The sequence below is a fragment of the Streptomyces sp. TSRI0107 genome (genome assembly GCF_001905845.1).
GTDB lineage: Bacteria > Actinomycetota > Actinomycetes > Streptomycetales > Streptomycetaceae > Streptomyces.
The window spans coordinates 201746-221095 of record NZ_LIVZ01000001.1; the positions used below are offsets into that span (position 1 = coordinate 201746).

Below are 19350 nucleotides of genomic sequence, written 5' to 3' on the forward strand. Positions count from 1 at the left end.
GCCAAAGTGCAAGCGGTGGGGAGAATGGGTGGCGTGAACAGGACGAACGCAGCGGCGGAGGGCGCGGGCGCCAACTTGCTGGCGCTGCGCAGCCACAACACCGCCCTCGTGCTGGACCTGCTGCGCACGGCCGGCGAGGAGGGCATCAGCCGGCTGGAGCTGGCCGAACGCACCGGGCTCACCCCGCAGGCCGTCAGCAAGATCACCGCCCGGCTGCGCGCCGACGGGCTGGCCGCGGAGGCCGGCCGCCGCGCCTCCACCGGCGGCAAGCCGCGCACCGTACTCCGGCTCGTGCCGGACGCGGGCCACGCGGTCGGCGTCCACCTGGACCGGGACGAGCTGCGGGCGGTGCTGGTGGATCTCACCGGGGCGGTGGTGGCGGAGCGCCGGGCTCCGCTGGACCTGGGGGCGGGGTCGGGGGCCGTCGTGGAGGGGGTGGCGCGGGAGGTCGCGGGGGTGTTGGGTGTGGCCGCCGGGGCCGCCGGGGCCGCCGGGGCCGCCGGGGCCGCCGGGGCCGCCGGGGCCGCCGGGGCCGCCGGGGCCGCTGGGGCTGCCGGGGCGAATGGGGCCGCTGCGGCTGCCGGGGCCGCCGGGGCGAACGGGGCCGCCGAGGCGGCTGGGGCTGCCACGGGGCCCGTCGCCGACGTCGTCCTCGGTGTCGGTGTGGCCCTCCCCGGCCCCCTCGACCACGCCCGCGGCGTACTGCACCGCGTCACCGGATTCCCCGAGTGGGACGGCTTTCCGCTGCGGGACGCGCTGGCGCGGCGGCTCGGCATGCCGGTCGTCGTCGACAAGGACACCAACGCGGCCGCGCTGGGGCTGGCGGTGGGGGAGGAGGCCGGTCCCGGGGTCGGGTCGTTCGCGTACCTCCACCTCGGTACGGGCCTGGGCGCCGGGCTGGTGATCGGCGGGGGCGTGCACCGGGGCGCGCGGACCGGCGCCGGGGAGTTCGGGCACCAGGTCGTCCAGCTCGACGGCCCGCCCTGCACCTGCGGCGGACGCGGCTGCATCGAGGCCCTCTGCCTGGCCGCCGTGGCAGGCGGCGACCTCGACGAGGCGGCGCGGGTGCTCGGCGCGGGCGCCGCCAACCTCGTCGGGCTGCTGGACATCGACCTCGTGCTCCTCGGCGGCCGTACGATCGCCGCCGCGCCGGACGCCTTCGTACGCGGCGTCACCACCGTCCTCGACGCCCGCGCCCGGCGCGAGGGCACGCCCACCGTCCCCGTCCGGGTCGCCCCCGGCGGCGAGCGGGGCGTCGCCGAGGGCGCGGCCCAGCTGCTGCTGGCACCGCTGTTCGGGCGGGCGGAGGCCTGAGCCGGGCGGAACCCTCCGCTGATCGAGCGGACTTCCCCCACCCGCCCGGAGCGTCGCCCCGCTCTCCCCGCCCCGCCCGGCATGGTCATGTGTTCATGGGACTGTTCACGAACTGTGCGAGACCGCGATCGCGCGCCCTCGTCCCGCTCTGCCTCGCAGCGGCCGCGGCTCTACTCGCCGTTCCGGCGCCGGCGCACGCGGATCCGGACTCCGTGCCCGCGTGCGTGGCGCCGGACGCGAAGGCGTTCCCGCTGACCACCCGGATCCACGGCGGCCCCGGCACCTATGTCGCCGGCGGCGGGTACGCCACCTGGTACCTGGACCTGACCAACACCACGGACCGCGCCTGCACCGGCATCCACCCGGTGGTCGTGCTGGTCGACGAGAAGCGCGCCCTCACGCCCGCGCAGCCCCGCCTGGAGTTCTTCGACGTCCCCGGCGACGCCTCACGTGAGGGACAGCCGCACCCGGTCCGATTCGAAGCCACCGACCGGGACGAGCTGGTCGGCGCCTTCGACGACGGCTTCCCGGGATTCACCGTCGCACCGGGCGAGACGCTGACGGTGAAGGTGCGTCTCGCGGTCACCTCCGACGCCGTGCCCAACCGGGTGACGGCCGCCGCCGCCGTCGTACAGCGCCGGGCGGACGACGGCGACTGGGTCGGGCAGTCGAACGAATACCGCTTCACGATCGACTCGGACACCGGCGCGTCTCCGGGCCGCAGCACCGGCCCAGAGGAGACGGAGGCCGACTCCGGGACCGGGACCGGGACCGGGACCGGGGCCGACACCAGTGCGTCCCCCGGAACCGGGACGGACACCGGCACCTCCCGCGAGCCGGCGGCCACCGCGTCCCCCGGGCGCGGGGACACCACGTTCCCCGGGCGCCCGGAGGAGCTGGCCGCCACCGGCTTCCCCCCGGTCGCCCGTGCCGCCTTCGCCGTCACCGCCCTGGTCCTCGCCGGCGCGGCGCTGATCGTCCTCCGCAGACGCCCGTAAGACCGGTCCCGCCCCCCGGGCCCTCGGCCCGCCCCACCTCCACCCCAGCCCGTAACTCCCGTCTGCGACGATCCCCCCGTGGACTACCCGAACGACCAGGCCCCCGGCGCCCCCGTCCGCTACGGCATCCCGGAGGGGCCTGCTCCAGAAGTACACGCCGAAGGGCGCCGACGAGGTGGGCGGCGCCGACAAGGCCGCGAACGGCACCTGGACCTCCGTCGTCAACAACTACTTCGGGTTCGTCTACAACAAGAAGGAGCTGAAGCAGGCCCCCACCACCTGGGAGGAACTGCTCGACGGCAGGTACGAGGACAAGCTCCAGTACTCCACCCCGGGCGTCGCCGGCGACGGCACCGCCGTCCTCATCAAGGCCATGCACGACTTCGGCGGCGAGCAGCCCGCCCTGGACTACCTGGCCGACCTCCAGGCCAACAACGTCGGCCCGTCCGCCTCCACCGGCAAGCTCGCCCCCAAGGTCGACAAGGGCGAACTGCTGGTGGCCAACGGCGACGTCCAGATGAACTTCGCCCAGTCCAGGACCATGCCCAACCTCGGCATCTGGTTCCCGGCCCGCGAGGGCGGCGAGCCCACCACCTTCGCCCTGCCGTACGCGGCGGGCCTGGTCACGGACGCCCCGCACTCCGAGAACGGCAGGAAGCTCCTCGACCACCTGCTCGGCCGGAAGGCGCAGCGGCAGGTCAGCGAGATCGGCGGCGGCTTCGCGGCCCGCCAGGACGTCAAGGCCACCGACGCCGACGCGATCGCCCTGGCGAGGCTGATGGACGGCGTGGAGATCGTCGAACCCGACTGGAACGACATCGACCGGAACCTGACCTCGTACGTCGACGCCTGGAAGTCGGCGACGGCAGCTGAGCGGCCGGCACGGGTACCCGGTGATCGACGGGGTCGGATCCGGCCGGTCCTGACTAGGCTGGGGACGTCGGTACGCCGTGGTTCCGGCGCCCCAGTACATCCGCACGTACGCCAGGAGTTGCAGCACATGGCAGACCGCAGGCCCATCGAGTCGTGGCTCACCGACATGGACGGTGTACTGATCCACGAGGGCGTACCGATCCCCGGCGCCGACGCGTTCATCAAGAAGCTGCGCGACTCCGGCAAGCCGTTCCTGGTCCTCACCAACAACTCGATCTACACCCCGCGCGACCTGCACGCCCGGCTGAACCGCATGGGCCTGGAAGTGCCGATCGAGAACATCTGGACCTCGGCCCTTGCCACCGCCAAGTTCCTCGACGACCAGCGCCCCGGCGGCTCCGCCTACGTCATCGGCGAGGCCGGTCTGACCACCGCGCTGCACGACATCGGCTACATCCTCACCGACCACGAGCCGGACTACGTCGTCCTCGGCGAGACCCGCACGTACTCCTTCGAGGCCATGACCAAGGCGGTCCGCCTGATCAACGGCGGCGCCCGGTTCATCTGCACCAACCCCGACGAGACCGGCCCGTCCACCGAGGGCCCGCTGCCCGCCACCGGCGCGGTCGCCGCGCTCATCACCAAGGCGACCGGCCGCAAGCCGTACTTCGCGGGCAAGCCGAACCCGCTGATGATGCGCACCGGCCTCAACGCGATCGGCGCCCACTCCGAGACCAGCGCGATGATCGGCGACCGCATGGACACCGACGTGCTCGCGGGCATCGAGGCCGGCATGCAGACGTTCCTCGTCCTCACCGGCCTGACCGCGCCGGAGCAGGTCGAGAACTTCCCGTACCGGCCGTCCAAGGTCGTGGACTCGATCGCGGATCTGGTGGACCGGGTCTAGGGGGTGTCTCGGGCGAAAGAGAGGCCCTAAACCACCCGGGCGGTGAAGCTCACCCGTTCGGAGCAGTCCGGGCCTCGCTGAGGATGCGGGACCCGGTCCTGCGGGGGAGTCTCCAGGTGTCTGGAGGTTCACGATGAGTTCACTGCGACTCACTCTCAGTACCGGAGTCCTCGCTGCCGCCACCGCGCTCACCCCGGCGGCGGCCCAGGCGGCGGACGGCGGCGGTGTGCAGGCCAGGCCCGCGTCACCCGCACCCGGCGGCGACATCGCGCTCCGGGTTCCCGGCTGCACCGGCAGGACCGGAACCGCCGTCTCGGACGCGTTCGTCAGCGACGCCCGCCTCACCGGCGCCGACGGCACCCTCAGCGGAGAGACCCGGGTCCGCTCGACGGCCCGGCCGGGCCCCTACGACGTCCGGATCAGCTGCGGCGACAAGTACCTGAGGACCCGCCTCACCATCGGCGGCGGCACCATCGCCCACCCGGCCGCCCCCGCCTCACCGAGCGCGCCGGCGGACGAGGCTGAGGCCGCCGAAGCCGCCGAAGCCGCTGAAGCCGCCGAAGCAGGCGAGGCCGCCGAGGTCGGCGGCGCGGCCGAGGTCAGCGGCACCGGCGAGGTCAGTGGCGCCGCCGAGGCCGGTGGCACCACCGAAGCCGCCCCCGCCCTGCCGACGGGCCTCGCCCTGCCCACGGCCCTCGCCTCACCGACCGCCCCGGTCAGCGCGGGCGGCGGCGGGACCGCGCGGCTCTCGGCGGTGGACGCCGGCTCGACCGGCCCCAACGCCGCCCACGCGGTCACCGGACTGCTCCTCGCGGCCGGCGCCGCCGTGGTCGTCGTGGCCCGCGGCGCCCGCCGGAGCCGCAGGACGGACTGACCATGACCATGTCCGACCGGGAACCCTCCTCCGGCAGCGGGCGGCTCGTCATGGGCGTGGCCTGGGCGGTGCTGCTGCTCGGGCTGTGGCTGTGGGGCCGTGAGGTGACCGACGTACGGCACGGGATATCCGGGCCGAAGACCGGCGACATGGCGGCGGTCGGGCGTCCCCCCGACGTCCGGCTACCGCCCGCCACCTCCCCGCTCGGCGCGGCGCGGCCCCAGCGCCTCGACATCCCCGGGCTCGGCATCACGGCGCCCGTGGTGGCGCGCGGCCTCGACGGCCAGGGCGCGGTCGACCCGCCGCCGTACGACCAGCCGGGCGTCGTCGGCTGGTACGCGGCGGGCACCGCCCCCGGCGCGGCCGGCACCGCCCTGCTGGTCGGCCATGTCGACACCGAGACCCGGCCGGCCGTCTTCTACAAGCTCAGCGCGCTGCGCGCCGGGCAGACGATCCGGGTGGTCCGCGCCGACGCCAAGGTCGCCGAGTTCACCGTCGACGACATCCAGGTCGTCACCCGGGACCGCTTCGACGCCCAACAGGCCTACGGGCCGCGCAAGGAGGGCCGCGCCGAACTCCGGCTGATCACCTGCGGCGGCAGCTTCGACCGGACCAGCCGCAGCTACACCGCCAACGTCATCGTCTCGGCCTACCTCACGGGAACGGGACTCTGACCCGGCTCGCCGACTTATGTCAGGATTGAACCCCGGTGGAACAGTGCACCCAAGGGGGAGTTGGATGTACGGCAGCAGGGGGGCGGCCGGAGCACGGGCGACCGCGGTGGTGCTGGGGGCGGCACTGCTGGTCGCGGGATGCTCGTCCGGCGACAAGGACGATCCGGAGCCGGACGGCGCGGCCGGCGCCGAGATCACTCAACAGCCCAAGAACATCGCCCCGTTCTGGGTCAACCCGGACGGCAACGCGGCCGAGCAGGTCGCCGACTACCAGGCGGCCGGCAAGGACTCCGAGGCCGAGCAGATCCGCAAGATAGCGCAGCAACCGACCGGCGAGTGGATCAGCCCGGAGAGCCCCGAGCAGGAGGCCCGCGGCTTCACCGAGGCCGCCGCGAAGGCCGACCGCACGGCGCTGCTCGTCCTCTACAACATCCCGCACCGCGACTGCGGTCAGTACTCCGGCGGCGGCGCCGCCGACGGAAACGCCTACCGGGCCTGGATCGACGGGGTCGCCCAGGGCATCGGCGACCGCGCGGCCACGGTCGTCCTGGAGCCGGACGCGGTGCTGCACCTGGTGGACGGCTGCACTCCGGGCGAGTTCCACGAGGAGCGCTACGACCTCCTCAAGTACGCCGTCGGCAAGCTGAAGTCCCTCAAGGCCACCAAGGTCTACCTGGACGCGGGCAACGCCGGCTGGGGCCACCCCGACCAGATCTTCGACCCCCTCCGGCGAGCGGGTATCGCCGAGGCCGACGGCTTCTCGGTGAACGTCTCCAACTTCTACTCCACCGAGGAGTCCATCGCCTACGGCAAGGCCCTCTCCACGAAGGTCGGCGGCAAGCCCTTCGTCATCGACACCAGCCGCAACGGCAACGGCCCCTACACCGAGGGCAACCCCGACGAGCGCTGGTGCAACCCGCCGGGCCGGGCCCTCGGCGAAACCCCGACGACGAAGACCGCCGACCCTCTCGTGGACGCCTACCTGTGGGTCAAGCGCCCGGGAGAGTCGGACGGAGAGTGCAAAGGCGGCCCGAAGGCGGGCGAGTGGTGGCCGGCCTACGCCCTGAAACTGGCGCAGGGGTCGACGCCCTAGCGGCGCGACCGGCCACACTCACCCGTCGGCCGCCGGCGACGCTAGGCCCTGTCGTTTGGATCACCCCGGCGTCGCGGGGTCTGGCACGCCCATCTGCCGCGTTGTCGTCGGTCCCCGACGCTCCGCGTCGACTCCCTCCTCCGCCTTGCAGCTGCACGCACCAGACCCCGCTCGACTCGGCCAAGACATACCGTTCCTCACAGCCGGCCTGATCCAAACGACAGGGCCTAGGGGACCCGGACCCACTGCGCCTCACTCGGCGTCCCCTGGTCGTCGTCGACGAACAGCATGTACCACCCCGCCTGCACCAGATTCCGGTTCTCCGGCACCGTCACGGTCACCTTGTTCCCGGACGTCTCGAAGTCCAGCGCGATGGACCGCTGATCCACGTCCGTCACATGCGTCGACGCGCTCGGCCGGATCAACCGCACCTTCTTGATCGACGACGCGTGCTGCGAGGTGAACGTCCCCGACTCGCCGCGTTCGATCGTCCGCGGCCCCCCGGACAGCGACGGCCGTGACCCCCGGAACAGGTACGGCGGCTTGTAGATCTCGATCCGCTGCTCGAACTCCCCCGGCTTGCTGTTCGCCTTGTCCGCGAACAGCGAGTCGGACCCGAAGAACATCACCGATCCGTCCGGCAGCAGGATCGACCCGGAGTGGTAGTTCCGGCCCACCAGCGGATCGGCGACCCGGTCGAACGTGTTGCTCTCGGGCCGGTACAGCCGGGCCTCCAGGATGTTGGAGTCACCCCGCCCCCGGTAGTCCTCCGATCCGCCGGACACCAGCACGCTGTCGTCGGGCAGCACCGAGGCCTGCGGGTACCGCGTCCCCTTGTCCATCGAGGGCCCGTCCACGAAACGGGGCTGATCGGCCTTCAGGTCGACGATCCGGGTCTTCTCGCTCGACAGCTTGGACTCGCCTACGCCGCCCCCGCCGATCACCATGTACTTCTCGTCCTGCGCCGGCGGCAGCAGCACCGTCCCCGAGGTCTCCATCCGGTCGGCGTGGCTCAGCCCGGGGATCTTGGTGAACTTGTTGCTGTCCACGTCCCAGACGCCCGGCTCACGCCCGACGTCGTCGGGCCCGTAGCCGGCGTTCGAACCCGAGTAGAACACCTTGCCGTTCTGCATCAGGAACAGCGCCGGGTACGTCGGGAACTGCCGGACCTTCTCGGTGTACGTCCACTTCTTGGTCTTCGGGTCGTAGACCTCGTTCTTGCCCGGCACCAGCTGGCCGATGTCGTCGAGACCGGAGACGCTGAGGATCTTCCCGTCGCTCAGCGTGGTGAGCGTCGGATACCAGCGGGCCTCCTTCATCGGGTCGACCTTGATGTACTTCTCGGCGACGACGTCGAACTCGTAGGCATCCCGGATGCCCTGGAAGTCCTTCTTGTCCAGGGCGAGTTTCTGCGCGATACCGTAGGTGTTGCGGGCGTCCACCCCGGTAAGGCCCTGCACGCGGTAATTGTCCTGCGTGCCCGTCTCGTACTTGGCGCCGCTCTTCTCCGCCTCGACGTAGATCCGGCCGAGGCCGGGGTCGTTGCGCAGGAACCTGCCGGTCTCCTTGTCGAAGACCTTCTTCGCGCGCGGCACCAGCACCGGGTCCTTGGAGACGAATGTCCTGCCGTTCTCCTTGCCGGTGAATTCGGTCCCGGCGGGCAGCGTGATCGGCTTGTCCGGGTTCTCGTTGTGGACGATCATCAGGCCGCCGGCCTTGGTGACGTCACCCTTCAGTTTCTCGTACCGCTTGGTCCCGCCCGCGATCAGCAGATTTCCGTCGGCCAGCTGGGTGTGTCCGGTGCAGAACAGATCGCTCGGCGTTGGCACCTTTTTGATGGTGTTCTTGACCGGGTCCCAGATTCGGGTGTCGAACTTCTTTTCGTCGAAGTTGTCCTGGTTGTTTCCGGAGCCCGCGACGAGCAGCACCTTTCCGGTGCGCAGCAGCGCCGCGTGAATGGTGTTCTGCCGGTATTCCTCGGGAAATTCGACGATCTTCCAGTGGCCGTTCTCCGCTTTGTACTCGGGTCTGTTGATCTGGTACTGGTGATACTTCTCGGTCCCGAAGCGGTACAGCCACGGCCCGTTCATCCCGGCCAGCGCGACTACCACCGCCGTGCCTATCGCGAGTCGACGGGCACGGCGGTGGCCGGCACGGTCGTTCATTCCTTACGTCCCCCAAGTCCACCAAGGGCGATCTGCATGGTCTGGTCTCCGCCCCCGCCCGTCGCCGTCCCGTCCCCGTGCGCCGCGGCCCAGCTGGGCCGTTGCTGCGGGGCATGCGGGGCCCGCGGGCTGTGCGGGCTGTGCGGGCTGTGCGGGGTGTGCGAGGCATGCGAGGCGTAGTGCGAGGTCAGCGACGGTGCGGCGGCCGCCGGGACCGCGTCCTGCGGCTGAGCCGGCTGCGGCTCGGCGAGCGCGTCGGGCCGCTTCCTCTCCCGCCGCAGACCGTGCCGCCACGCGAAGATGGGGGTGGCGGTGATCAGCAGGGCGAACGTGGCCCAGATGATCATCGCGGGGTGGGAGTTGCCGAAGGCGAAACCGGCGGTGATCGACGCGCCGAAGATCAGGATGAAGTACCAGTGGTACCTGAAGGTGCCGAACCAGCGGTCCGGGCTCGCCGAGTCGCCCTTGGGCGTGACCACGAACTTGCTCTTGCGGCGCAGCACGGAGTCGATCAGCGCCTTCGCGTAGAGCGGCGCCGACAGCGCGGACATCACCATGCCGGCGACCCCGCCGGAGCCCTCCGGCTCGTGCGGGGAGACGTTGTGGCGGCGGTTCCAGACGTACAGGCCGATCTGGAGCGCGGACGCGTTGCCGTACAGCATCAGCCAGACCGTCGGGTCGATGTTCACACCCGAGGCGCCCAGGCCCAGGAAGAGCGCGCAGCTCAGGGCGGCCAGGATCCAGTTGAGGGCGGACATCGGGTAGAAGATGATCATCATCGTGTAGTTGAAGAGCTTGCTCGGCGGCAGCGAGTACCAGCCCTTCCAGTACTGCTTGAGGATCGTCTCGTACGTCCCCCGTGACCAGCGCATCTGCTGGGTGAAGAAGTCCGTCCAGGCGCTGGGGCCCTCACCGACGGCGAGCACGTCCGGGGTGTAGACCGAGCGCCACTTCCTGCCCGTCGCCGGGTTCTTGTGGCGGTGGATCTCGAAGCCGGTCGCCATGTCCTCGGTGATCGAGTCGTACAGGCCGCCGATCTGCTTGAGCGCCCTGATCCGTACGGCGTTCGAGGTGCCGACGAACATCGGCGCGCCGTACCGGTTGCCCGCCCGCTGGATCAGCGCGTGGAAGAGGAACTGCTGCGACTCGGCGGCCTTGGTGACGAAGTTGTCGTAGTTGCCGTACACCTGCGGGCCGATGACGAAGCCGACGTCCGGGTCGCGGAAGAAGCCGAGCATCCGCTCCAGGTAGTTCGGCAGCGGCACGTGGTCGGTGTCGACGGAGGCGAAGAAGTCGTAGTCGTCGCCGTGCGCGTCGAGCCAGGCGTTGTAGTTGCCGTGCTTGGTCCTGGCGCGGTGCGGGCCCTTGGGCTGGTTCCACTTCTCGACACCCTTGCGGGAGAAGTGGTGGACGCCGAGCCGGGCGCAGACCTCCTTCACCTCGGGGTCGTCGCCCTCGTCGAGCAGCCAGACGTGCAGCAGGCCCCGGTGGCGCAGCTTCACGGCCGCCTCCAGGGTCTTCGTCACCATCTCCAGCGGCTCCTTGCCGGGCACGAAGGAGGTGAGGAAGGCGACCCGGGTGCCGGCCTCCGGGATCACCGGGACCGGGTCGCGGGCGACCAGCGTGGCGTGCGCGTTCGACACCACGTTCATGCAGCGGAAGAACTCGATCAGCCCGATCGACACCAGCATCACGACGTCGAGGGCCGGCAGGAAGTCGTACGCCGGGTAGTCCCGCTGCGTCCAGTGCTCCGGCTGGAGCAGCCAGAACAGCAGTACCAGGGACAGCACCGGCGCCGCCATCAGCATCAGGGCGACTCGTATACGGTGCGGCTCCTGGGAGATCAGGGAGCGGTACTGCACCTTGTACGGCTTGTTCGGATCGGGCTGGGTGAGGGGACCCGCCAGCCGGCTGTAGTGCTCGTAGTCGTACCTCGGCAGCGTCCTCTTGATCCGGCGGAAGGTCCCCGTGGTGCTCATCGCGTGTCCGGACACCCTGAGCTGGGTGGTTTGTGACGGGTCGGAATTCTGCCGGGCGCCCGTCGGCGTCGACGTCATGAGTCATCCCCCCACACGCGGGTCATCGCGTGTATGTCGTTTCCTTCGCCTGGTCAGGTCCCCCACGACCGTCACAGACGTATCAGTGGTGCGCCGCAGTCACCACGTCGTCCATTCCCTATAGACATGGAACTGCGCGCTTCCGGTTGCAGCATGCCCCCCTCGGCATTGCTTCATGAACGAGGCCCCCATCTCCCCGCTACATCCGGCAACCGGTTCCGTGCCCCCCAATTGGCGCGTATCCGCAGCCTCTTGAAAACCAGGGTTGTACGCCGTTCAGCATGATCGCAAGACGCGATACACGGTATTTACCGGTTATGCGCGCGCACTGGGACGAGAGTTGATTTCTGATGTTGCGCTTGAGATCACTCGTGCACGAATGTTGCCGAAGTGCTTTCTTATCGCTTCCCCCGCCCGCGGCGACTCCATGGTCCCGGCGAGGCCGGCGCCGCGCGCGGCCTCCTGCTCCATACGGACGACGAGGGCAGCCCGTTCAGCGGCGGCCCCGAGGGAGTCCGGGCGCACGACTAGAAGGCCCCCGCCTGAGGCGGGGGCCTTCTCATGTCTGTGCGCCGCCAGGGACTCGAACCCCGGACCCGCTGATTAAGAGTCAGCTGCTCTAACCAACTGAGCTAGCGGCGCCTGCTGACATCGTTAACTCTACATGACCTCCGGGGGTGCTCCCGACCACCCGGCTCCGGCGGGGCGGACGTCCGGCGGCGCCGTACATCATTCGGACCGTCAACATGCGCGCCCTCGGGTCGGTTGTGAAACTGATCAATGTGGACAAGCGTGGACATGTGCACCAGGAGTGTGAGGGGCGTCGCATGGAGACTCCGGTTTTCACCGAACTGGATCCCCCCGGCGACTGCGACTGTCCCGGCTGCGTCATGGGACGCCGCGCCCGTCCGTCGGCCCCCGCCGCCGCCCACCGGGCCCTGGTGATCACCGCCGTGGCCTCCGCGGCCCTCGCCGCCGGTCATGCGGCACCGGCTCTCGCCGTCTCTCACGCCCCCGAGCGGCCCGGCGTTCCCGCAGGTGACGAGCCCGACACCCCTCAGGGCGGCCAGACCCCGCTGCACGGCCCAGAAGGCCTGCCGACCCCGGCGGACACCCCCGTCAAGGCGCCCCCGACCAGCCGGGCGGAGATCATCCGGCGGGCCAGGGCATGGGTCACGGAGAAGGTGCCGTACAGCATGACGGGGTACTGGTCGGACGGGTACCGGCAGGACTGCTCGGGCTTCGTCTCCATGGCCTGGGGGCTGCCGGGCAACGAATGGACCGGCAGTCTCCACGAGTACGGGGAGCGGATCGGCAAGGACGACCTGGAGCCCGGCGACATCCTGCTGTTCCACAACCCGGACGACCCCGAGAACGGCTCACACGTCGTGATCTTCGGCGGCTGGACGGACCACACCCGCTCCTCCTACACCGCCTACGAGGCCACCCGCCCGTACGCCCGCAGGCAGGCCACTCCCTTCGCCTACTGGGCCCACTCCGACCAGTACGTCGCCTACCGCTACAAGGGGCTCGGGACGACCGCCCCGGGCGCCCGCCCGGCCGGGGCCACCACGGCGGCCGGGTTCCCCGGGACGGCCTACTTCGGCCCCGGTGCCAACAACAAGCACGTCGCCCGGCTCGGCCGGATGCTGGTCGAGCGCGGTGCCGGCCGCTTCTACAAGTCGGGCCCCGGCCCGCGCTGGACCGACGCCGACCGCCGGGCCACGCGGGCGTTCCAGCTCGCGCAGGGCTGGTCGGGCCGCAGCGCGGACGGGGTGCCCGGGCCGCAGACCTGGGAACTGCTGGTCACCGGCAAGGGCAAGGACATTCCGCCGGAGGCGGCCGCCGGGCCCGCGTCCGGCGCGCCGCGGGTCCCGCCGTACCCGGGGCGGGCGATGTTCCGGCTGGGTGCGGACAACGAGCACGTCGAGCGGCTCGGGCGGCAGCTGGTGAAGAAGGGGTTCGGCAGGTACTACCCGAGCGCGCCGGGACCGCTATGGGACGAGCTGGACCGGCGAGCCGTCGAGGCGTTCCAGCGCGCCCAGGGCTGGCGGGGCGGCGCCGCGGACGGCTACCCGGGACCGGAGACCTGGCGGCGCCTCTTCTCCTGACGGCGCGCGACCCACCGACGGCCGTACGACCCTTCTCGACCGTACGACCCGTACGACCCCTACAACCCGTACGACCCGTACGACCCTTCTGTGACGCATCTGGCGCGGAGGCTGGAGGCACGTATGAGTACCACCCCTTCCACCACCCCCTCACCGTCGCCGGAACCCGGCGGCACCGACGGCGGCTCGCCCCGCCCGGCCCACCAGGCCCGCCTCATCCAGAACGAGGTGACCACCGAGATCCCCGTCCACCTGCTGTTCCGGGACGAGCCCAACCCCTCGCCGGTGCCGCTGCGGCCCGCCGTGGTCGGCCGCCGGCAGGGCACCGGCGAGCAGCCCCGCTTCCGGCCGGCCTCCGCGCGGACCCGGCCGGTGCCGGAGGCCGACCCGGAGCTGTGCGAGCGGCCCGCGCGGGTGCTGCCCGGCGCGGTGGGGGTGCTCGCGGGCGTGGCGGGGGCGGCCGGTGCGGTGGCCGCCTCCTGGTGGGCGGGGACGCTGCCGCCGCTCGCGGAGGAGGCGCTGGGGCTGCCCGCCTCGGCGGCGGCCGGACTCGGTCCGGCGCAGTGGGCGGCGTACGCCGGGGCCGCGGCGCTGGGGCTGTTCGGGGTGGGCGGGCTGGCCCGGGGGCGGACCGGCCGGGCATGGGTGCTGGGGCTGTTCGGGCGGTACCGGGGGACCGTACGGCGGACCGGTCTGATGTGGGTGAATCCGCTGCTGCGGCGCCGCCAGGTCGACGTGCGGCTGCGGCACTGGCGCAGCGAGCCGATGCCGGCGGCGGACGGGAGCGGGGTGGCGCTGCGGGTGGTGGTGCTGGTGGTGTGGCGGGTGCGGGACACCGCGCGGGCCCTGCTCGGGGTGGAGGACCACGAGACCTATCTGCGCGAGTGCGTGGAGGCGGCGCTGGCGCGGGTGCCGGTGGAGATGCCGGGCGGCGCGCACGGTCCGGCTCCGGTGGGGGTGGCCGCGGAGACGCTGACCCGGCTGGTCACGGCCGACGCGGCACCGGTGGGGCTGGAGGTGTTCTCGGTGCAGCCGGTGCGGATCGAGTACGCCCCCGAGGTCGCCGCCGCGATGCACCGCCGCCGGATCGCCGCGCTGGACGCCCAGCAGCGGGCGACCGTGCTGACCTCGGTGGTGGACTCGGTGGAGGACACGGTGACCCGGCTGACCATGCGGGGGCTGGTGGAGCTGGACGACTACGAGCGCAAGGCGCTGGTGAAGGACCTGACGGTGGCGTTCTGCGCCGGGCGGAACGAATCGGGCTCGTGATTGGTATGGACATGTTCAACTAGCGCCCATAACCTGAACTTGGTCTAGACCTACTCCGCACCACTGCACGGCTCACCGAACCTCCCCACGTTCACCCAGGAGCGGCAGCATGCGCACGAAGACCAAGTTGTCCGCGGCCGCGGTGGGACTGGCGACGACCGGAGCACTCATGCTCTCCTCCGGCGGTGCCAGCGGCCACGGCTACACCGACCTCCCCATCAGCAGGCAGAAACTGTGCCAGAACGGCACGGTGACCAACTGCGGCGCCATCCAGTGGGAGCCGCAGAGCGTCGAGGGACCCAAGGGCTTCCCCGCCTCCGGCCCCGCCGACGGGCAGATCTGCTCCGGCAACAACACCCGGTTCGCCCAGCTGGACAGCCCGCGCACCCCGTCCGGCGGCGCCTGGCCGGCCACCAAGGTCAACGGCGGGCAGAGCTACACCTTCCGCTGGCAGTTCACGGCGATGCACGCCACGAGCGACTTCAAGTACTACGTCACCAAGCCGGGCTGGAACCAGAACCACAACCTGTCCCGGTCCGACCTCAACCTGACCCCGTTCCTCACGGTCCCGTACGGCGGCCAGCGCCCGCCGCAGACCCTCTCGCACAGCGGCACGCTGCCGTCCGGGCTCAGCGGACGGCACGTGATCGTGGCGGTGTGGACGGTCGCGGACACGACGAACGCGTTCTACGCGTGCTCGGACGTCACGTTCTAGTCCGGGGGTGACGCCCGGACACGAACAAGGGCCCCTCGCTCTCGCGAGGGGCCCTCTTCTGTGCGCCGCCAGGGACTCGAACCCCGGACCCGCTGATTAAGAGTCAGCTGCTCTAACCAACTGAGCTAGCGGCGCGTGACTCTCGCCTTCCGCTTCTCGCGGCCGGCGACGAAGAAAATACTACCTGGTCCTCGGGGGTGCTTCCGACCACCCGGGACCAGGCTCAGGATCAGGCGGCGGCCCGGACCGGGGACCGGACCGCGGACCGGGTCAGATCGCCAGGGACAGGAGCACCGGCGCCGCGTTCCGGTTCAGGGTGTCCGCGGCCTGGCGCAGCCGGTGCGCGTGCTCGACCGGCAGGGACAGGGCGAGGCAGCCCACCGAGGACCCGGCGGTGATCGGGACGGCGGCGCAGACCGTGCCGACCGCGTACTCCTGGAGGTCGAGGACCGGCACCGTCGGCGGCTGTGACTCCAGCCGGGACAGGAGCAGCTTGTCGCTGGTGATCGTGCGCGAGGTGAGGCGGGCCATCTTGTGCCGGGCCAGATGGTCGCGCCGCCCGGCGTGGTCGAGCTGGCCGAGAAGGCTCTTGCCGATCGCGGTGGCGTGTGCCGAGTGGCGGAAGTCCACCCACTCGTTCACCGCCGGGGTGGCCGGTCCGGCGGCGTACTGGGTGATGCTGATCTCGCCGTCGACGTACCGGCTGACGTAGACCGCGGCGCCCACCGAGTCGCGCAGCCGGTCCAGGGTGCGCTGGAGCTGGTCGCGCAGGGCCTGGTCCCTGCCGTGCGCGGAACCGAGGCGGGCGAGGGCCGCCCCGGTGACGTACGCCCCGTCGGCGGTCTGCTCGACGTAGCCCTCACGGCGCAGCATCCGCAGGAGGGTGGTCAGCCGCTCCGTGCCGAGGCCGGTGTGTCGGGCGATCTCGGTGTCGGTGACACCGGAGGAGTGCCGTGCCACCGTCTCCAGGACGCGGAGGGCGTCCTGGGTCGAGTGGTACGGCGCGGTCGGCTCGTGCTTCAGCGCCACGGTGTCCCCCTGTGCGCTCAGTCAATGTGCCGTGGCCCGGGGATCGGGCCTCCTCCACGATAACCGGCAAGAGGCCGGTAGTGAGCGGCAGTTGACGAGATTGTGCCCCTCCCGCCTGCGGCTTGAGTCACTGGCATATGTCAACGGCAGGAGCCGACCCTCCGTCCTCACAGCACCGCGCTCAGGAACTCCCGCGTGCGCTCCTGCTCCGGCGCCCCGAAGATCTGCTCCGGCGGCCCCGACTCGATCACCCGGCCCGAGTCGAACATCATCACGCGCTCCGAGATGTCCCGGGCGAAGCTCATCTCGTGGGTCACGCACAGCAGGGTGATGTCCGTGGAGCGGGCGATGTCCCGCAGCACGTCCAGGACGCCCGCCACCAGCTCCGGGTCCAGCGCCGACGTCACCTCGTCCAGCAGCAGGATCTCCGGCCGCATCGCCAGCGCCCGGGCGATCGCCACCCGCTGCTGCTGGCCGCCGGACAGCCGGGTCGGATGTGCGTCGGCCTTGTCGCGCAGGCCCACCAGGTCCAGCAGCTCCCGGGCCCGCTCCTCGGCCTCGTCCCGGTCCATGCCGAGCACGCTGACCGGCGCCTCGGTGATGTTCCGCAGCACGCTCATGTTGGGGAACAGGTTGAACTGCTGGAACACCATGCCGATCTTCTTGCGGATCTCCCGCCGGTGCTTCTCGTCGGCGGGCCTCACCCTGCCGTTCGCCGTCGTCATATGGGTCAGCGGGACGCCGTCCACCAGGATCGTGCCCTCGTTGACCTGCTCCAGCGTCATCAGCAGCCGCAGGATCGTGGTCTTGCCGGAACCGCTCGGCCCGATCAGGGTGACGTGCCGGCCGCGCTCGACGGTGAGGTCCAGGTGGTCGAGGACGACATGGTCGCCGTAGCGCTTGACCACCTGGTCGAAGGCCACCAGGTGGGCCGGGGCGAGGTGCTTCCGCTTCGGCTTCTGCTTCTGCAGGGGATCAGTGGCCAAGGCGCTTCTCCAGCTTTCTCATCAGCAGCGAGGTCGGGTAGCTCGCCAGCAGGAAGATCAGGCCGGCGAGGGTGAAGGTCTCGACGTAGGCGAAGTCGTACGCGCCGTACTCCCGGGCCTCGGCGACCATCTCCGTGACCGTGATCACGGCCAGGAACGGGGTTTCCTTGAACATGGCGATCGCGTAGTTGCCCAGCGCGGGCAGCACCTTGCGCACCGCCTGCGGCAGGATCACCGCCTGCCAGGTCCGGCGCGGCGACAGCGACAGCGCCCGGCAGGCCTCCCACTGGCCCTTCGGCACGGCGTCGATCCCGGCCCGGTACACCTCCGACAGGTACGAGGCGTAGTGGATGCCCAGCACCGCGATGCCGATGGTCAGCGGCTCCACCGTGTCGAACACCGCGTACGCGCCGACCAGCTGCACCAGCAGCGGCGTCGACCGCACGAACTCGGTGACCGCCCGCACCGGCACGGTGACCAGCCGGGTCGGCGCCCGGCCCGCCACCGCCACGACCAGCCCGAGCACCGCGGCGACCAGCGTGCCGAGCACGGTGGCCAGCACGGTGGTGAGGAAGCCGTCCCACAGCAGCGGCAGCGACTCGCGGACGGCGCCCCAGTCCCACTGGTAGTTCACCGCACGCCTCCCGCGGTCAGGCCGGTCTTCTCCACGCCCGCCGCGCTGCGGAACCGCAGCAGCCCGCCCGCTGCCGCGCGCCGGCCGAGTCTGGCCTGGGCGTGCCGCTCCAGCGCGTTCATCACCAGGGTCAGCGCGTAGGCCAGGACGAAGTAGATGACCAGCAGGGTCAGATACGCGGCCGTGGACTCGCCGGTGCGGTCCCGCATCTGCTGCACCACCGTCGTCAGGTCGGCGGCGGAGATCAGCCACAGCAGCGGGGTGCACTTCAGCAGCTGGATCAGCTGGTTGGTGAACGGCGGGATCATCTGCGGCCACGCCTGCGGCAGGATCACCCGCCGCATCCGCGTCACCGGCGTCATGTTCAGCGCGACGGCCGCCTCCCACTGGGCCTTCGGTACGGCGTTCAGGGCGCCGCGCACCACTTCCGAGCCGTAGGCGCCGAAGTTCATGCCGAACGCCACGACCCCGCAGAACAGGGGGGACAGCTCGTAGCCGGTGACCAGCGGGAGGGCGTAGTAGAGCCAGAACAGCTGGACGTACAGCGAGGTTCCGCGGAAGAACTCCACGAAGACCCGTGACACCCCCCGCACGAGCACGGGCCCGCCGTGCGCCATGAAGCCGAGGACGAAGGCCAGGACGAGCGCGACGGCCGCGCCGAGCGCGGTCGCCGCGACGGTCACCCCGAGGCCCGACCACACCTGCGGCAGATGCCCGAGGAAGTAGCTGAGGAAGTCGCCCATCGCCTCAGGCCTTGCAGAGGTCGGCCGTCTTCAGGGACGCCGGCGGGATGGTGTCCTCCCCGAAGCCGTACCGCCCGATGAGCCGCACATAGCGTGCCGGGTCCGAGGTGATCTTCTTCAGCTCGGCGTCGAACGCGTCCCGCAGCTCCTCGCTGCCCCGCCGGAAGACGGCACCGCCCGGGCTGTACTGCTTCACCCCGTCGATCTCCGGCACGAACGAGTCGGTGACCTCCAGGCCGCTGTTGTTCTTCGCCAGCCAGTTCAGCGAGATTCCGGTCAGCAGGAACGCGTCGACCCGCCCGTTCTTGACCGCGTCCGCGCCGTCCTGCGGCTTCTGCAGGGTGCGGATGTCGCCCTCGGAGATCCCGGCGGCGGTGGCGTAGCTCTTCTCCACCGCGCCCGACATCACCCCGATGACCGCCCCGGCCCTCTTCGCCGCCGCGAGACCGGTGATCTTCTTGGGGTTGCCCGCCTTCACCATCAGCGCGGTCGGCGAGATGAACTCGGGCTGCGAGAACAGGGTCTTCTCGCAGCGCTCCGGCGTGATGGCCATGCCCGCGCTGATCACGTCGTACTTCCCGGCCTGCAGGCCCGGTATCAGCCCGTCCCACTCGGAGAAGGCCGGGCGCAGCTCGGGGACGCCCAGCGCCTTGAAGATCTCCCGGTGCAGGGTCGGTGCCTCGCCCTTGAGTTCGCCGTTCTCCTCGTAGCCGTACGGGGCCTCGTTGGCGTAGGCGACCCGGACGTAACCCTGCTTCCTCAGCTTCTCCAGCGTCGAGCCCTCACCGCCGGCTCCGCCCTCGGCCTTGCTGCACGCGGCGAGCAGCCCGGGGACGGTGAGCAGGCCGCCGACGGCCGCCGTTCTGCCGAGGAAACCCCTACGGGACAGATCTGACATGGACGAGCAA

At 71.2% G+C, this 19350-nt stretch carries 16 protein-coding genes, 2 tRNA genes and 1 pseudogene; 10 read left to right on the forward strand and 9 right to left on the reverse strand.

The window, feature by feature from the left end; genetic code table 11:
• Window positions 1–24 precede the first annotated feature (24 nt).
• The 7 genes and pseudogenes from AMK31_RS00860 (at window position 25) to AMK31_RS00890 (ending at window position 6733) form a co-directional block, all read left to right on the forward strand.
• Window positions 25–1314 (forward strand): ROK family transcriptional regulator, encoded by a 1290-nt coding sequence (locus AMK31_RS00860; protein ID WP_073938309.1) that lies wholly within the window; start codon window positions 25–27, stop codon window positions 1312–1314.
• Between the two features lie 95 nt (window positions 1315–1409).
• A complete protein-coding gene (locus AMK31_RS00865) occupies window positions 1410–2312 on the forward strand; it encodes a hypothetical protein (protein ID WP_073938310.1) in 903 nt (300 codons plus the stop codon).
• A gap of 70 nt (window positions 2313–2382) precedes the next feature.
• Window positions 2383–3156: pseudogene (locus AMK31_RS00870) on the forward strand (2-aminoethylphosphonate ABC transporter substrate-binding protein); the annotation flags it as partial.
• A gap of 156 nt (window positions 3157–3312) precedes the next feature.
• Window positions 3313–4092: an HAD-IIA family hydrolase gene (locus AMK31_RS00875; protein WP_073938929.1), complete on the forward strand. Its 780-nt coding sequence runs from the start codon at window positions 3313–3315 to the stop codon at window positions 4090–4092.
• A 133-nt stretch (window positions 4093–4225) separates the two neighbouring features.
• Window positions 4226–4966, forward strand: coding sequence for a hypothetical protein (locus AMK31_RS42035; RefSeq protein ID WP_073938311.1), 741 nt, complete (start codon window positions 4226–4228; stop codon window positions 4964–4966).
• A gap of 8 nt (window positions 4967–4974) precedes the next feature.
• Complete coding sequence (locus AMK31_RS00885) at window positions 4975–5640, forward strand: class F sortase (RefSeq protein WP_073938930.1); 666 nt, start codon at window positions 4975–4977, stop codon at window positions 5638–5640.
• Between the two features lie 64 nt (window positions 5641–5704).
• Entirely contained in the window at window positions 5705–6733 is a 1029-nt protein-coding gene (locus AMK31_RS00890; protein WP_073938312.1) for a glycoside hydrolase family 6 protein, read from the forward strand.
• A 227-nt stretch (window positions 6734–6960) separates the two neighbouring features.
• Here AMK31_RS00890 and AMK31_RS00900 read toward each other — a convergent pair whose 3' ends face one another.
• The 3 genes from AMK31_RS00900 to AMK31_RS00910 all read right to left on the reverse strand — a co-directional run bounded on the left by AMK31_RS00900 (window position 6961) and on the right by AMK31_RS00910 (window position 11597).
• Window positions 6961–8898 carry a kelch motif-containing protein gene (locus AMK31_RS00900; RefSeq protein ID WP_073938313.1) on the reverse strand — a complete coding sequence of 646 codons (1938 nt, stop codon included), beginning with the start codon at window positions 8896–8898 and terminating at the stop codon, window positions 6961–6963.
• The gene (locus AMK31_RS00905) at window positions 8895–10955 is read right to left on the reverse strand and encodes a glycosyltransferase family 2 protein (protein WP_073938314.1); all 2061 of its coding nucleotides are present in this window, start codon (window positions 10953–10955) and stop codon (window positions 8895–8897) included. The genes AMK31_RS00900 and AMK31_RS00905 overlap by 4 nt, the downstream gene beginning before the upstream one ends.
• A gap of 568 nt (window positions 10956–11523) precedes the next feature.
• A tRNA-Lys gene (locus AMK31_RS00910) sits at window positions 11524–11597 on the reverse strand.
• Window positions 11598–11782: 185 nt separating this feature from the next.
• Between AMK31_RS00910 and AMK31_RS00915 the strand changes: the two genes are divergently transcribed.
• The 3 genes from AMK31_RS00915 (at window position 11783) to AMK31_RS00925 (ending at window position 15050) form a co-directional block, all read left to right on the forward strand.
• Window positions 11783–13066: a peptidoglycan-binding protein gene (locus AMK31_RS00915; protein WP_073938315.1), complete on the forward strand. Its 1284-nt coding sequence runs from the start codon at window positions 11783–11785 to the stop codon at window positions 13064–13066.
• 123 nt (window positions 13067–13189) lie between these two features.
• Window positions 13190–14335, forward strand: a complete 1146-nt coding sequence (locus AMK31_RS00920) for an SPFH domain-containing protein (protein ID WP_073938316.1) — start codon at window positions 13190–13192, stop codon at window positions 14333–14335.
• Between the two features lie 109 nt (window positions 14336–14444).
• Window positions 14445–15050 carry a lytic polysaccharide monooxygenase auxiliary activity family 9 protein gene (locus AMK31_RS00925; RefSeq protein WP_073938317.1) on the forward strand — a complete coding sequence of 202 codons (606 nt, stop codon included), beginning with the start codon at window positions 14445–14447 and terminating at the stop codon, window positions 15048–15050.
• Window positions 15051–15111: 61 nt separating this feature from the next.
• On the opposite strand, the gene AMK31_RS00930 is transcribed toward AMK31_RS00925, so the two are convergent.
• From AMK31_RS00930 to ehuB, 6 genes are all read right to left on the reverse strand, one after another.
• Window positions 15112–15185 (reverse strand) — tRNA-Lys (locus AMK31_RS00930).
• A gap of 135 nt (window positions 15186–15320) precedes the next feature.
• Window positions 15321–16079 carry an IclR family transcriptional regulator gene (locus AMK31_RS00935; protein ID WP_073938318.1) on the reverse strand — a complete coding sequence of 253 codons (759 nt, stop codon included), beginning with the start codon at window positions 16077–16079 and terminating at the stop codon, window positions 15321–15323.
• A gap of 167 nt (window positions 16080–16246) precedes the next feature.
• Window positions 16247–17065: an ectoine/hydroxyectoine ABC transporter ATP-binding protein EhuA gene (gene ehuA / locus AMK31_RS00940; RefSeq protein WP_073938319.1), complete on the reverse strand. Its 819-nt coding sequence runs from the start codon at window positions 17063–17065 to the stop codon at window positions 16247–16249.
• Entirely contained in the window at window positions 17055–17699 is a 645-nt protein-coding gene (gene ehuD, locus AMK31_RS00945) for an ectoine/hydroxyectoine ABC transporter permease subunit EhuD (protein ID WP_073938320.1), read from the reverse strand. Before ehuD ends, ehuA begins: the two co-directional genes overlap by 11 nt.
• The gene (gene ehuC / locus AMK31_RS00950) at window positions 17696–18442 is read right to left on the reverse strand and encodes an ectoine/hydroxyectoine ABC transporter permease subunit EhuC (protein WP_073938321.1); all 747 of its coding nucleotides are present in this window, start codon (window positions 18440–18442) and stop codon (window positions 17696–17698) included. The genes ehuD and ehuC overlap by 4 nt, the downstream gene beginning before the upstream one ends.
• 4 nt (window positions 18443–18446) lie before the next feature.
• Complete coding sequence (gene ehuB / locus AMK31_RS00955; RefSeq protein WP_073938322.1) at window positions 18447–19340, reverse strand: ectoine/hydroxyectoine ABC transporter substrate-binding protein EhuB; 894 nt, start codon at window positions 19338–19340, stop codon at window positions 18447–18449.
• Window positions 19341–19350: the final 10 nt, after the last annotated feature.